Here is a 13,736-nt window from a genome sequence, read left to right as displayed (position 1 = left end):
CGCAGCGCGACGCGCAGCGTGATGGGCAGCAGCACCGCGACCCGCAGCGCGACGCGCAGCGTGATGGGCAGCAGCACCGCGACCCGCAGCGCGACCAGCAGCGTGATGGGCAGCAGCACCGCGACCCCCAGCGCGAACAGCAGCGCGATGCGCAGCAACACCGCGACCCCCAGCGCGATGGGCAGCAGCACCGTGATCCGCGCCTGCAGACGCCGCAAGGGCATTCGCAGTCCGCGGCGCCGCGGTCGGCACCGCCGGCCGGCGGTCGGCCGCAGCCACCGCAGCAGCAGGGTCCCCACGTCTACGGCGCCGCACGCCAGCCCTACTACGGCCGCCGCCCCGACGAGACGCCCGAGCCGCCCTACCAGGAGCCACGACCGGCAGCGGGCCCGCGCCCGGTGTCGCCGGCCGGCACCGGCGTCTACGGCAGCGCCCGGCCCGCCCCGGCGGACGCCTTCCCGACCCGCCCCGACGCCCAGCGCCCGACCGGTCGCCGGGTGGACGCACCGTTCGACCTGCGCCCCGCGCCCGAGGTAGGCAGCCCCGCGCCCGCCCGCCCCGCGCCGCAGCCGACCCGGGTCACCCCGTCGCAGCCGTCGCAGCCGTCGCCGATCTATCCCAGCGTGCCCGGCCAGGCCCGCCCGGTCTCCGGCCCCGGCCAGATGGGCCCCGCCGACGCGGGTGCCTACCCGCGCCCGGTGTCCGCGCCCGCAGCCGACCAGGCTTATCGACCGGTCTCCGCCCCGGCGGCCGGCCAGTCCCAACCTCGGCCGGCGCCGTCCCCCGCGGCCGACCAGAGCCACCCACGGCCCGTTTCCGCAGCCGCGGCCGACCAGGGCTACCCCCCGCCGGTCGCCGGCCCCGAGGGCTACCCACGATCGGCCTCCGCCCCCGCGATCAACCAGGGCTACGCACGCCCGGCGCCAGACCAGGGCCACCAACGACCAGCCTCGGCGCCGCCGGCCGACCGCAGCTACCCGCCGCAGGCCGCGGCTCCCAGAGCCGACCAGGGCTACCCACGCCCGGTCTCCGCACCTGCGGCCGACCACAGCTACCCGCCACCCGTCTCCGCACCCCGGACCGACCAGGGCTACCCACGGCCGGTCTCCGCACCCGCGACGGGCCAGAGCTATCCACGGCCGGTCTCCGCACCCGCGACGGGTCAGGGCTACCCGCGACCGGTCTCCGCGGCAGCGGACGACCGCGCTTACCTGCCGCCGACTCCGGCGCCCGGGACCGACCGTGCCTACCAGCCGCCGGACTCGGCGTCCAGGGCCGGCCAGGGCCGGCCGGTGGCCGCGTCCGCCGCCGAGGACGCCTATCCGCGGTCGTTCTCGCGGCCCGGGGCCGACCAGACCCAGCCGGCCTCCGGGCACGCCTACCCGTCTCCGCCGGTCGCGGGCCGGCCGATCTCCGGTGGTTCGGCGCCGAACGACAATCCCCCATTCCCCTCGCAGGCCGGCTCTGGCCCGTCCGACGAGACCTCGTTCGGCGCGACCCGGCCGACCACCGCGCAGCCCTACCCGGTGCCGGAGGACCACGCCTACGCTCCGGTCGACGCGGCGTTCACGCTGCCGGAGGGCCCGACCGCGGGTTCCGGCGTCGAACCGGTCACCGCACCGCCGGCCACCGTCACCGAGCCGGAGCCGGAGCCGGACTGGGCCGAGTCGGCCTGGGCGCGCACCGCCACCCCCGCCGCCCCCGACGCGGAGACCACGCCGCCGTCCCCCGAGCCCGAGGCCGAGCCCGAGGGGCACGGCCTGGGCTGGCTGCTTTCGATGAGCGGCCTCGGAGCACCCACGCAGGTGCCGCTCGACCCGGTAGAGACGGCCCCGGTATCCGCCGCCCCGGCCTCGGCCGTCCCCGTCTCGGCCACGCCGATCTCCGCCGCGCCCGTCTCGGCCACGCCGGTCTCGGCGTGGCCCATCTCCGGCGCGCCGACTGTCCCGGCAGCGGAGCAGTTCCAGGAGCCGGAGGCATACGCAACCGCCGGCGAGGACGCCCCCGTCAGCGGCGCACCGCCGAAGCAGAGCTGGTTCGTCCCCGGCACCGGCTCCTTCCCGATCGTGACCCCGGCCGGCACCGACCCGGAGCCGGACCCGACCTCGGCCGAGAACCCGGCCGCCGAATCGGCCCCACCGGCTCCGATCAGCGCCACGCCCATCAGCGCCACCCCCGCCGACCCGGAGCCCACCAGCTTCGCGCCGTTCGATGCCCCGACGAGCGCCCAGGTCAGCGCGACGCCGATCAGCGCCACGCCCATCAGCGCCACCCGCGCCGAGCCGGAGCCCACCAGCTTCGCGCCGTTCGATGCCCCGGCGAACGCCCAGGTCAGCGCGACACCGATCAGCGCCACCCCGGCCGAAGCCGTCCCCACCGACTTCTCGCCCTACGGATCGCCGGCCAGCAACACCCCGGTCAGCGCCGAGCCCACCGACTTCTCGTCGTTCGCGGCCCAGCCCCGCAATGCCCAGGTCAGCGCGACACCGATCAGCGCCACCCCGGTCGAAGCCGACCCTTCAGGCTTCACGTCGTTCGAGGCCAGGCCCAGCAGCACCCCGATCAGCGCCACCCCGGCCGGATCCGAGACCAGGGCTTTCTCGCCCTACGGATCGCCGGTCAGCAGCACCCCGGTCAGCGCCGCCCCGTCGGACTACACGACGTTCGACGTGCGGCCGTCCGGTGAGACGCCGTTCGGCATGCGACCGACCAGCGCGACCCCGTTCAACACAAGCCCGGTCAGCGCGGCACCGGCGGACACCACCCCACTCGACCACAACCCGGCGACCGCCACGCCGGTCAGCGCCGCGCCCGCGAGCACGACACCGATCAGCGCCACACCCGCCAGCGCCACGCCGATCAGCGCCACACCGGTCAGCGCCACGCCCGTGAGCGCAACACCCGTGAGCGCAACACCCGTGAGCGCAACACCCGTGAGCGCAACACCCGTGAGCGCAACACCCGTCAGCTTCGCGCCGGTCAGCGCAACACCGGTCAGCGCAACACCGGTCAGCTTCGCGCCGGTCAGCGCGGCTCCCGGCGAATCCGAGCCGGTCATGACGACACCGGTAAGCGCGATGCCGATCAGCACTGCGCCGGTGAGCCCTACCCACGCCGAGCCCGGCCCGTTCGGCGCCGAACTGGTCGATGCCGATCCGGTCGACGCGGAGCTGGTCGACATCGAGCCGGTGGACGCTATGTGGGTCGAGGCCGAGGTCATCCTCCCCGCCGGTCAGCCCACCGCCGTCGACCCCGAGCAACCGGCCATCGAATCGCCGTTCTCAGCCCCCGCGCCCGCAACCGCCGCGACGGCATGGCCGACATTCGCGCCGGATTCGCCGACCGAGCCGGAGCCGGAGGCCGAAATCGGCACCGTCGCCGCGGCCGTGCCCGCGGCCGAGTCCGAGCCGGACGTCGAACTCGATTCGCCGGCCTACTCCACGTCGCAAGACAACCTCGGGTTGCAGACCGAATCCCGGCCCGAGGCCAAGGCTCACGCCGAACCCGTCGCTGAGCCCGCAGCCGAGCTCAAGCCCGGTGCCGAAGCCGAGCCGCAGGCCGAGACCAAGCCGCAGGCCGACGCCGAGCCGCAGGCCGACGCCGAGTCAGACGCCCGGGCCGAGCCGCAATTCCAGGCCGAGCCGCAAGCCCGGACCGACGCGCAGGCAACAGCCGAGCCGCAAGCCCAGGTCGCGCCGCAGGCAACGGCCGAGCCGCAGATCGAAGCTGAGGTCAAGGCCCAGGCCGACTCGCAGGTCCAAGCTGAGCCGCAAGCCCAGGCCGAGCCGCAGGTCGAGCCGCAGGTCGAGGCTGAGGCACAAGCCCAAGCCGAGCCGCAGATCGAGGCCGAGCCGACAGCCCAGGTCGAGCCGCAAGCCGACGCTGAACCCACCCCGGGGGCCGGCGCTGAGACCACCGGCGAGGCCGAAGCGGCCACGGCCAGCACCCCCGACACCCCGCTCGCGACCCCCGCTGACCAGCCGGCCAGCGCACCGCCCGCCGCCCCGGAAAGCACCCCGGTGAAGCGTGCGCCGATTCGGCAGCGGCCGCCGATCGACGCGAAAGCGCGGCGAGGCGACCCTGAGCAGGTGCTCGCGGCGTACCCCTGGGCGTTTGATCCGGAAACGCTGCGCGAGGAGATCGACGACCCGGACCCGATGTGGGTGGTGGTTGATCGGCTGACCGACAAGCTGGAGTACGCCGAGCGGGACGCCGTGCGCGCCCGCCTGCTCGGGCTGCGGGCGGTCGCGCAGCGGCTGCTCGGTGAGCTGGAGGCCGCCGAGGCCGACGGCCGGCAGGCGCTCGCGCATGCCAAGGCCACCGGTGAGCTGCGGCGGACCGCGATCGTCCAGGCTCGGCTGGGGCACGTGCTGCAGTGGCGCGGCGAGTACGCGGAGGCCGACCTGCTCTACGCGGAGGCCAGTTCGCCGGAGTTGCCGTCGCGGCTTCGGGCCGAGGTGCATGAGCTGGCCGGGCGGTCGGCGTTCGACCAGGGGCGCTACCTGGAGGCGATGAACCACTTCGAGACGGCTCTCGACCTGCGTAAGGGGGCCGACCCGGACCTGGTGGAGCGGATCGAGCTGGCTCTCGACACGATCACCCGGTTCACCCGGGGTGGCGACTGGGGACCCTATCCGCGTACCCGGGACGAGATCCTGGGCCGCACCGAGCCGCCGCGTCCGATCCGCGATGAGCGGTCGGGTTTGTGGGGTTACGTAGGGGCCGTGGCGCCGCGGTACGCGCAGGCGCAGCCGTTCGCGGACGGGCTGGCCTGGGTGCGCCGGCCGGAGTCGCCGGCCTGGGAGCTGATCGACCTGACCGGCGAGGTGGTCATCGACGCGTCGTCGGGTTATCGGGCGGCCGAGCGGTTCGCCGACGGCCTGGCCTGGGTGTCCCGGGACGAGGCGGGCGGCTGGTATGCGATCGACCGGCAGAACCGGCTGATCGTGCCGGGCGGTTTCGAGGACGCGAAGCCGTTCCACCACGGGCTGGCGCTGATCCGGCGCGGCGGCTGGGGTGCGATCGACCGGCACGGGCGGGTCGTGGTGCAGCCCCGGTTCCGCGGGTTCCTGACCCCGCTGGTGTCGGGTGGGCCGATCGAGGGCTTCACCGACGAGGGCCTGGCCGTGGTGGACGTGGGCGAGCGGTTCGGCGTGGTCGACCGGAACGGGCAGATGATCGTCGAGCCGGTGCACGTGGCGGTGGTGATCCACCCGGTGGCGTTCCTGATCGCCGACCAGTACGGGCTGTGGGGCGCGCTCGATCGCGAGGGCAAGATGCTGATCGAGTTGAAGTACAAGGAGCAGACCGACGTACTGGATGAGCTGGACCGGTTGCTGACCGACGGGCGTCCCGTTCTATAAATGGATCTATGGAGTTCCGTCATCTCGGCCGTTCCGGCCTGCTCATCAGTGAGATCGCCTACGGCAACTGGATCACCCACGGTTCTCAGGTCGAGGAGGACGCCGCAGTAGCCTGCGTGCGGGCCGCCCTCGACGAGGGGATCACCACCTTCGACACCGCCGACGTCTACGCGGGCGGCCGCGCCGAGGAGGTGCTGGGCCGGGCGCTGCAGGGTGAGCGCCGCGCGGGCCTGGAGATCTTCACCAAGGTCTTCTGGGCGACCGGGCCCGGCCCCAACGACCGCAGCCTGTCCCGCAAGCACATCATGGAGTCGATCGACGGTTCGCTGCGCCGGTTGCAGACCGACTACGTCGACCTCTACCAGGCCCACCGCTACGACTACTCGACGCCGCTCGAGGAGACCATGCAGGCGTTCGCCGACGTGGTGCGGTCCGGCAAGGCGCTCTACATCGGGGTGTCCGAGTGGAACGCCACCCAGATCCGGGCCGGATGGGAGATGGCTCAGGATCTGAAGATCCCGTTCGTGTCGAACCAGCCGCAGTACTCCGCGCTCTGGCGGGTCATCGAGGCCGAGGTGGTGCCCACCTCGATCGAGCTGGGCGTCGGCCAGGTGGTCTTCTCACCCATCGCGCAGGGGGTGCTCTCCGGCAAGTACGCGGTGGGCGAGCAGCCGCCGGCCGGTTCCCGGGCGACCGACGAGAAGAGCGGCGCGAACTTCATCTCCCGGCTGCTCACCGACGAGGTGCTGACCGCGGTGGCCGGTCTGAAGCCGCTCGCCGAACAGGCCGGCCTGTCGATGGCCCAGCTGGCGGTGGCCTGGGTTCTGCAGAACTCCAACGTCTCCGCCGCGATCATCGGCGCTTCGCGCCCGGAGCAGGTCAAAGACAACGTCAAGGCCTCGGGCGTACGGCTGGAAGCCGACCTGATGAAGGCGATCGACGCGGTGCTGGACCCGGTGGCCGAGCGGGACCCGGCCAAGACCGTGAGCCCCGCCCGCCGTCCGTAGCTAACTCCCGGACCAGAACCGCATCAGCTGAAGTCCTACCTGGATGAGCGCCTCGGACAACCCGAGGCGCTCGCCCAGCCAGAAGACGACGTCGAAGAAGTACTGACCGAGGCTTGTCTGCCAAAGAGCCAAGAAGAGCAGGATGAAGCCGTACGGCGCGAAGAGGTTCCACGCCCGCTGGTAGGCCGGGCTCATCCACGGCGCGATGATGCTGCCGCCGTCCAGGCCGGGGATCGGCAGGAAGTTGAGCACGCTCGCGGTGATCTGCAGGAACGCCAGGGCCGCGAGGGCACTCCAGAACTCCAGGTGCGCGGTCTGGCCGGTCAGCTGGTATTCCCCGGAGACCGTCGAAACGATCTTCGGGCCCACCCCGATCCAGAACGGCACCGCCATGACCAGGGCCAGCACCACGTTGGTCAGCGGGCCGGCCGCGCTGATCAGGGAGTCCTTGACCCGGCTGCGGATGTGCTGGTGGTCGATCCAGACGGCGCCGCCCGGGAGGCCGATGCCGCCGAGGATCACCACGATCACCGGCAGCACGATGGACAGCAGCGGGCTGGTGTATTTGAGCGGGTTGAGCCGCAGGTAACCGCGGTCGGCCACGCTCTTGTCGCCGGAGAAGTAACCGATGATGGCGTGTGCGTACTCATGCAGGCACAGCGACAGCAGCCAGCCGGTGATGATGAACAGGAAGACGTCGACCCGGACGTTGCCGAAGCCGGTCCAGGTCATCCAGCCGCTCACGCCGAAGACGGCGACAATGCCGACGAAGACCGGGCTCGGCACGAACGCGTTGCGCGGGGTGCGGGTGTAGACCGGTTCGTAAGTCATCCGCTAATCCGCCGGGAGCAGGCTCATCTGGTAGTCGACCCGTTCGTCCTCGACCAGGACGACCTGGGCGACGCCCGATCCGGCCAGTTCACGCCACTCCTGGCCGATCCACGACTCGGCGTCGGCCTGGCTGCTGAACGTCTCGGCCGGGCCGGCCACGGACTGTCCGTCGACGTTCTCGTACCGCCAACTCCACGGCATCCGCCGTTCCCCCTCACGTCTGTGCTCGGTGCGGCCTCCACCCTACGGCGTCCGTCTGTGCGGCCCGGCCTTAAGGTACGGGGCATGTCCGATGATCGGTGGAACACCGTCCTGGTCCTCGGCGGGATCCGGTCCGGCAAGTCGGCGTTCGCCGAGGCGCTGGTCGCGGACGCCGCCTCGGTGCGGTACGTAGCCACGGCCGTGGGCGGCGAGGACGACCCGGAGTGGCGCGGGCGGATCGAAGCGCATCAGCAGCGCAGGCCACAGTCCTGGTCGACCGAGGAGACCGGGGCCGACCCGGTTCGCCTGACCGCGCTGCTGGCCGACACCAAGCCGGACGACACGCTCCTGGTGGACGACCTCGGCGGCTGGGTGGCGGCGCTCCTCGACCCGGCCCGGCAGCCCAACGACGACGAGGCCGACGTGGCCGCCCTGGCCGCCGCGGTACGTTCGTGCGCCGGGCGTGTCGTGCTGGTGAGCCCGGAGGTCGGCCTGGCCCTGGTGCCGACGACCCCGGTCGGCCGAGCTTTCGCCGACGCCCTGGGCACGACGAACCAGGCCCTGGCCGACGCCTGCGACCGGGTGGCGCTGGTAGTCGCCGGCCGCGCGATCTGGCTGAAGGGCCCGGACGCGGCGGTATCCACCGACATTTCGGATTTGTCCCGCCAAAAGGAAGCGTCCCGCGTCAGCACTACGGCCTCAGACGCCCCCGGCGCGGGCGTTGCGGGCGCGGGCGCGGCGGCAGGCGACGGCGTGGCCGACGCCGAACCGGCGGCCGAGCCTCAGTTGGTCGCGCCGGTTACTCCGGACGCTGAGACCTCGGCGGACGCCGCGCCTCAGCTTGTTGCGCCGGCGACCGCCGAGCCGTCGGCGGCCGGCGCCGTGCTGCATGAACCCACCCAGCAACTGCCGACCATCGGCGGGCTGGTCGCGATCGAGCCGGGCATGGACCTGCCGATGCCGGACAGCGACGCCGGGCCGGACGCCCGCGACCGCCTGGTCGACGTCGACTTCGCCGGGGCCGGGCTCGGCGCGCTGGTCGAGGTGGTCGAGTTCGCGGCCGGCTCCCAGGGCACCACGATCCCCCGCGCCTGGAACTCCCCCCGCGTGCTGCTGATCGCCGGCGGTCACGGCGGCGGCGCCGCGGCCGGTGACGACCCGGCCGACGTCGAGCGCCGGGTCGCCGAGGTCGAACACGGCGAGGGCGTGCTAAGCCGGCTGGCCGGTCAGGCCGGCGCCGACATCGCCGTGCTGCGGGTGGCCCGGGCCGGCGCCATGGAGGACGGCCCGGTGATCGACGACGCCGCCGTCGAGGTGGCGCTGCGGCAGGGCTGGCGGCTCGCCGAGGCCGCCGCCGACGCGGGCCGGGACCTGCTGGTGCTGGCCTCGATCGGGGTCGGCACCGACGCGGTCGCCGCCGCGATCTCGGCCGCCACCACGGCCGCCGAGGCGGTCGCGGTGCTGCCCCGGGTGCTGCAGCCGGGCGGCCGCTACGACGACGAGGCCTGGATGACCCGCTGCGCGGCCGTCCGGGACACGCTGCACCGGATCCGCCAGGAGCCGCGCGGCGCCAAGGACATCCTGCGCGAGCTCGGCGGCGCCGACCTGGCGGTGGCGGCCGGTGCGCTGCTGGGCGCCGCGTCCCGGCGCCTGCCGGTGCTGCTGGACGGCCCGGTCGGCATCGCGGCGGCGCTTGTCGCCCGGGACATCGGCAGCCAGATCCGGCACTGGTCGCTGCTTGTCGACGACGGCGGCGTGGAGCTGGTCCGGCAGGGCGCCGACGTGCTCGGCCTGGACCCGGTGCTCGACCTCGGGCTGGGCCTGGGCGAGGGCGCGAACGCCCTGGCCGCACTCCCGCTGCTGCGCACCGCGATCGGCCTGGCCGCGGCCGCGCCGGTGCACCCCGCGCTGCTCACCGAGCCGGGCGACGGCGGCCTGACCGACCTGATCGTCCCCAACGACGACGCCGACATCGACTTCGCCGAGCCGACCCCGGACGGCCCAGGCCCGGCCTCAACCGGCGAGTAAGCGGGTGTTTCGCAGGCATTCGGGCATCTCGTTGGCTTTTGCTGGCGCGGTGCCCGCAAGTGCCGAGGCTGCCAGCCGGGCGGGCCTCCCACATCGCGGACCTACGATCCCGCCTCGCGGGCGACGCTCAACACCCTCTGGCAATGGCCGCAGCATGAATGCCGGCCCCAGCCTCGGCGTCAACGCCGCCTACAGCGCAAGCCACGCCCACAGCGCGAGCTGCGGCCGTTGGCCTGGCTCGGAAGGCGGGCGGTGAGCGCGGGGGCCGGGCTGCGGCTGGCGGTTACGACGCTGACCGTTTTTCCGGTGCGTGGCGGGCGGGTGGATCGGGAAGCCGCGCGCTGGGCGATGTCGCTGGCCGCAGCCGTTGGCGCGGCGCTGGGGGCCGTACTTGCTGCGCTTCTCTGGGGGCTGCGCGAGGCCGGCGCTCAGCCGCTGGTGGCGGCGGCCGTCACGGTCGCGGCGGCGGCGCTGCTCAGCCGGGGCATGCACCTGGACGGGCTGGCCGACACCGTGGACGCGCTGGGGTCCTACAAGCAGGGCGACGCTGCCCTGGAAATCATGAAGAAGTCCGATATCGGGCCGTTCGGGGTAGCCGCTATCGCGCTGACCCTGCTGATTCAGACCGCTTCGCTGGCGACAATCTCGCCGTGGGTGCTGATCGCGGCGTTCGCGGCCGGCCGGGTGGCGATCACTCTGGCCTGCCGCCGGGGCGTGCCGGCGGCCCGGCCCGAGGGTCTGGGCGCCCTGGTGGCGGGCACGGTCCCGGTGCCGGTCGCGCTGGGGGCCGCGATCATCGTGACGGTCGCGGCTGCGGCCGCGACCCCGGGCCGGCCATGGCAGGGGCCGGTCGCCGTCGCCGTCGCCCTGCTGGCGGTGGTCCTGCTGCTGCGGCATGCCGCACGCCGCTTCGGCGGCATCACCGGCGACGTGCTGGGCGCCGCCGTGGAGCTGGCGACAACGCTGGCCCTGGTCGGCCTCTCCCTGCGCTGAGCCGTAACCTTCCGCCGACCCGTGACCCTGCGCTGAGCCTTAACCCTCCGCCGAGCCTTAACCCTCCGCTGGGCCGTAACCCTGCGCTGCGTCGTAGGCGGCCACCACCCGCTTCGGCGCGGTCCGCCGCCAGGCCTCGATCACCACCTGGCGCAGCTCGTCCGGGTCGGCCTTGGCGAGTTCGACCCGCACCCAGCCGAAGCGGCCGGTGTACTGCGACTTCGCGTACACCTCGGGGGCGCTCGCGATCAGCTCGGCCTGGTCTTCCAGGGAGGCCTTCACGGTGGCCTGCGGCGAGTCGGGGCGGCCCGAGGCGAACATCTTGTCGCCGTAGCGCAGCGTCGGGTGCCCCCACTGCTCGACGAACACCTCGCGGGTGCCGGGCAGCGCCAGCACCCAGTCCCGCAGCTGCTCGTAGGTGACGCCCACCGGGCTCACCGCACCGACGGCTGCACGAACGGCGGCTTGACCACCTTGGCCTCGATCCGCCGGCCCCGGATGTCGATCTCGACCAGGTCACCGTCGGCGATCCCGGCCGCGGTGTCGATCAGGGCCAGCGCGATGCCGACCTTCTTCGTCGGCGAGAAGGTGCCGCTTGTCGTCTCGCCGATCGACTGCTCACCGGCGTACACCCGCATGTGACCGCGGGGGATTCCGCGGCCGGTCAGTTCCAGGCCGCGCAGAAGGCGACGCGGACCCTGGGTTTTCTCCGTCAGGAGGGCCTCGCGGCCCCAGAATTCCGGCTTCGACCAGCCCACCGCCCAGCCGGAGCGGGCCTGCACCGGGCTGATGTCGAGGGAGAGGTCCTGGCCGTGCAGCGGGTAACCCATCTCGGTGCGCAGCGTGTCGCGCGCGCCCAGCCCGCACGGGCGCACCCCGGCGGCGACGATCGCGTCCCACACCGCGGTCGCGTCGTCCCACGGCACGACCAACTCGTAGCCGTGCTCGCCGGTGTAGCCGGTGCGGCAGACGATCAGCTCGGCGGTGCCCAGCGTGGCCAGGTCGAACGACATGTAGTCGTGCCCGGTCGGCAGGCCCAGCTTGCCGAGGATCTCGGCCGAGGACGGGCCCTGCACGGCCAGCACCGCATAGTCCCGGTGCTCGTCGGTGATGGTGAGGCCGGCCGGCGCGGCGGCGGTGAGGCGGCGGACCACCTCGGCGGTGTTCGCCGCGTTCGGGATCAGGAAGACGTGGTCGTCGGCGAACAGGTAGGCGATCAGGTCGTCGACGACGCCGCCGGTCTCGTCGCAGCACAGCGTGTATTGCGCCTGGCCGGGCTGGATGCGGCCCAGGTCGTTGGTGAGGCAGGAGTTCACGAACGCGGCCGCCCCGGTCCCCCGCACACGCGACTTTCCGAGGTGCGACACGTCGAACACCCCGGCCGCCTCGCGCACGGCGGCGTGCTCCTTCAGGACGCCGCCTCCGGCGTACTCCAGGGGCATCTCCCAGCCGCCGAAGGCGGCCAGCTTGGCACCCAGCGCGAGGTGGCGCTCGTGCAGCGGCGAACGAAAAAGGGCATCGGCGACGTCGGCAGACATGAGAGTCAACTTACCCGTGACCTTGGGAGTCGTTATTGTCGCGGGGACGCCCTTCACCCGGAGCCATCGCACCGGGGAATCCACCGACCAGCCGGCGCGCCCATGAGGACGCCGGCCCCGAAGTCCCGGAGAGCCCGTGAGCCAGCCCAGCCTCGCCCTGGTCGACACCGACCCGGCCGAATTGGCCGTCGATGCCATCGTCATCGGCCTGCACAGCCAGCCCGACGACGGCGGAGCCCTGCTCCCCGCGGCCGGTGCTGAGAGCATCGCCGCCGCGTTCGACGGGAAGCTGACCTCGACGCTCGCGCTGCTCGGCGCGAGCGGCGCGCCGGGCGAGGTGACCAAGCTGGCCACGCTCGGCACGATCGCGGCGCCGCTGATCGTCGCGGTCGGTCTCGGGGACGAGCCGTCCGGTTCCGCCCCGGAACTGGAGAAACTGCGCCGGGGCACCGGTGCGGCGGTGCGCGCGCTGGCCGGCAGCGAGACGGTGGCGCTGGCCCTGCCGCTGCCCGACGACGAGGACGCGCCCGGCGTGCTGCGGGCCATCCTCGAGGGTGCGCTGCTCGGCGGCTACAAGTTCGCCGGTTACAAGACCAAGCCGCAGCCGAACCGCCGCGACCCGGTCGCGACGCTCCAGGTGCACGTGCCGGACGCGGCCGACGAGGCGGCGAAGGCCGAGGTGAGCCGGGCCGAGGTGGTGGCCCGCTCGGTGCGGCTGGCCCGGGACTGGGTCAACATGCCGCCCAACGAGCTGCGCCCGCCGTCGTTCGCCGACGCGGTGGTGGCGGCCGCGCAGGGTTCCGGGCTCGAGGTCGAGGTGCTCGACTTCGACGAGCTGAAGGCCGGCGGGTACGGCGGGATCGTCGCGGTCGGCCAGGGTTCGGAGGCACCGCCCCGGCTGGTGAAGCTCAGCTACACGCCGGCGGGCGTCGAGTCGCCGAAGCGGGTGGCGCTGGTCGGCAAGGGCATCACGTTCGACACCGGCGGCATCAGCATCAAGCCGAGCGCCGGCATGTGGGAGATGAAGTCGGACATGGCCGGCGCGGCCGCGATCGGCGCGGCGATGCTCGCGGTGGCCGCGCTCAAGCCGGGCGTGGCGGTCAGCGGCTACCTGGCGATGGCGGAGAACATGCCGTCCGGCTCGGCGTACCGGCCCGGTGACGTGATCACCATGTTCAACGGCAAGCGGGTCGAGGTGTTCAACACCGACGCCGAGGGGCGCATGGTGCTCGGCGACGCGATCGCCCGGGCCTGCCAGGACGGCACCGACTACGTGCTGGAGGCGTCCACGCTCACCGGCGGGCAGGTGGTCGCGCTGGGCAAGCGGATCGCCGGCCTGATGGGCTCCGACCCGGCCACCGAGCTGATCCGGGCGGCCGGTGACAAGGTCGGCGAGCCGGCCTGGCCGATGCCGCTGCCGGAAGAGGTGCGCAAGGGCATGGAGTCGGACATCGCCGACATCTGCCAGACCAACTCGAGCCTCGACCGGGCCGGGCACATGCTGCAGGGCGGCGTGTTCCTGCGCGAGTTCGTGGCCGAGGGCGTCGAGTGGGCGCACATCGACATCGCCGGCCCGGGTTACCACGCCGGCGAGGCCACCGGTTACTGGACCAAGGGCGGCACCGGCGTCCCGATCCGCACCCTGCTGCAGGCGATCGACGACCTGGCCTGACCCAGTCCGCAATCGCCCCGCCGATGAGCGGGCAGTCGATTTTCGTCGCCGCGGGGTTTGCGGTGCCGGAAATTGGCTTCCCGCTCATCGGCCCCGAAGGGGC

General features: G+C 73.3%; 13 protein-coding genes. 5 read left to right on the top strand and 8 right to left on the bottom strand.

From position 1 onward, the window contains the following. From Ate02nite_RS18980 to Ate02nite_RS18965, 4 genes are all read right to left on the bottom strand, one after another. Positions 1-224 (bottom strand): hypothetical protein (locus Ate02nite_RS18980; RefSeq protein WP_203807308.1); only part of this gene is annotated, 224 nt, incomplete at its 3' end. A gap of 1,319 nt (positions 225-1,543) precedes the next feature. Then, positions 1,544-2,377, bottom strand: a complete 834-nt coding sequence (locus Ate02nite_RS18975) for a hypothetical protein (RefSeq protein WP_203807306.1) — start codon at positions 2,375-2,377, stop codon at positions 1,544-1,546. Positions 2,378-2,389: 12 nt separating this feature from the next. Then, on the bottom strand, positions 2,390-2,572 hold the full coding sequence (locus Ate02nite_RS18970; RefSeq protein WP_203807304.1) for a hypothetical protein: 183 nt from the start codon (positions 2,570-2,572) through the stop codon (positions 2,390-2,392). Positions 2,573-2,653: 81 nt separating this feature from the next. After that, positions 2,654-3,058 carry a pentapeptide repeat-containing protein gene (locus Ate02nite_RS18965; protein ID WP_203807319.1) on the bottom strand — a complete coding sequence of 135 codons (405 nt, stop codon included), beginning with the start codon at positions 3,056-3,058 and terminating at the stop codon, positions 2,654-2,656. On the opposite strand from Ate02nite_RS18965, the gene Ate02nite_RS49725 reads away from it, so the two are divergent. Both Ate02nite_RS49725 and Ate02nite_RS18955 read left to right on the top strand, forming a co-directional pair. Next, entirely contained in the window at positions 3,057-5,363 is a 2,307-nt protein-coding gene (locus Ate02nite_RS49725; protein WP_307873284.1) for a WG repeat-containing protein, read from the top strand. The two genes, Ate02nite_RS18965 and Ate02nite_RS49725, sit on opposite strands and share 2 nt — an antisense overlap. A gap of 8 nt (positions 5,364-5,371) precedes the next feature. Next, positions 5,372-6,370, top strand: coding sequence for an aldo/keto reductase family protein (locus Ate02nite_RS18955; protein ID WP_203807300.1), 999 nt, complete (start codon positions 5,372-5,374; stop codon positions 6,368-6,370). Here the strand turns inward: Ate02nite_RS18955 and Ate02nite_RS18950 are convergent, their stop codons facing one another. Both Ate02nite_RS18950 and Ate02nite_RS18945 read right to left on the bottom strand, forming a co-directional pair. Further along, positions 6,371-7,201, bottom strand: a complete 831-nt coding sequence (locus Ate02nite_RS18950; protein ID WP_203807298.1) for a site-2 protease family protein — start codon at positions 7,199-7,201, stop codon at positions 6,371-6,373. Positions 7,202-7,204: 3 nt separating this feature from the next. Beyond that, the gene (locus Ate02nite_RS18945) at positions 7,205-7,402 is read right to left on the bottom strand and encodes a hypothetical protein (protein WP_203807296.1); all 198 of its coding nucleotides are present in this window, start codon (positions 7,400-7,402) and stop codon (positions 7,205-7,207) included. An 84-nt stretch (positions 7,403-7,486) separates the two neighbouring features. On the opposite strand from Ate02nite_RS18945, the gene Ate02nite_RS18940 reads away from it, so the two are divergent. Both Ate02nite_RS18940 and cobS read left to right on the top strand, forming a co-directional pair. Next, on the top strand, positions 7,487-9,430 hold the full coding sequence (locus Ate02nite_RS18940) for a bifunctional adenosylcobinamide kinase/adenosylcobinamide-phosphate guanylyltransferase (protein WP_203807294.1): 1,944 nt from the start codon (positions 7,487-7,489) through the stop codon (positions 9,428-9,430). A gap of 252 nt (positions 9,431-9,682) precedes the next feature. Next, a complete protein-coding gene (gene cobS, locus Ate02nite_RS18935) occupies positions 9,683-10,423 on the top strand; it encodes an adenosylcobinamide-GDP ribazoletransferase (RefSeq protein WP_203807292.1) in 741 nt (246 codons plus the stop codon). Between the two features lie 57 nt (positions 10,424-10,480). On the opposite strand, the gene Ate02nite_RS18930 is transcribed toward cobS, so the two are convergent. After that, entirely contained in the window at positions 10,481-10,852 is a 372-nt protein-coding gene (locus Ate02nite_RS18930) for an MmcQ/YjbR family DNA-binding protein (RefSeq protein ID WP_203807290.1), read from the bottom strand. A 5-nt stretch (positions 10,853-10,857) separates the two neighbouring features. After that, entirely contained in the window at positions 10,858-11,961 is a 1,104-nt protein-coding gene (gcvT, locus tag Ate02nite_RS18925; protein WP_203807288.1) for a glycine cleavage system aminomethyltransferase GcvT, read from the bottom strand. A 136-nt stretch (positions 11,962-12,097) separates the two neighbouring features. On the opposite strand from gcvT, the gene Ate02nite_RS18920 reads away from it, so the two are divergent. Continuing rightward, positions 12,098-13,633: a leucyl aminopeptidase gene (locus Ate02nite_RS18920; protein WP_203807286.1), complete on the top strand. Its 1,536-nt coding sequence runs from the start codon at positions 12,098-12,100 to the stop codon at positions 13,631-13,633. The last annotated feature ends 103 nt before the right edge of the window (positions 13,634-13,736 follow it).

This window comes from Paractinoplanes tereljensis, assembly GCF_016862435.1.
In the GTDB taxonomy this organism is placed as follows: Bacteria; Actinomycetota; Actinomycetes; order Mycobacteriales; family Micromonosporaceae; genus Actinoplanes; species Actinoplanes tereljensis.
This window is presented reverse-complemented; position numbering and strand designations above follow the sequence as displayed.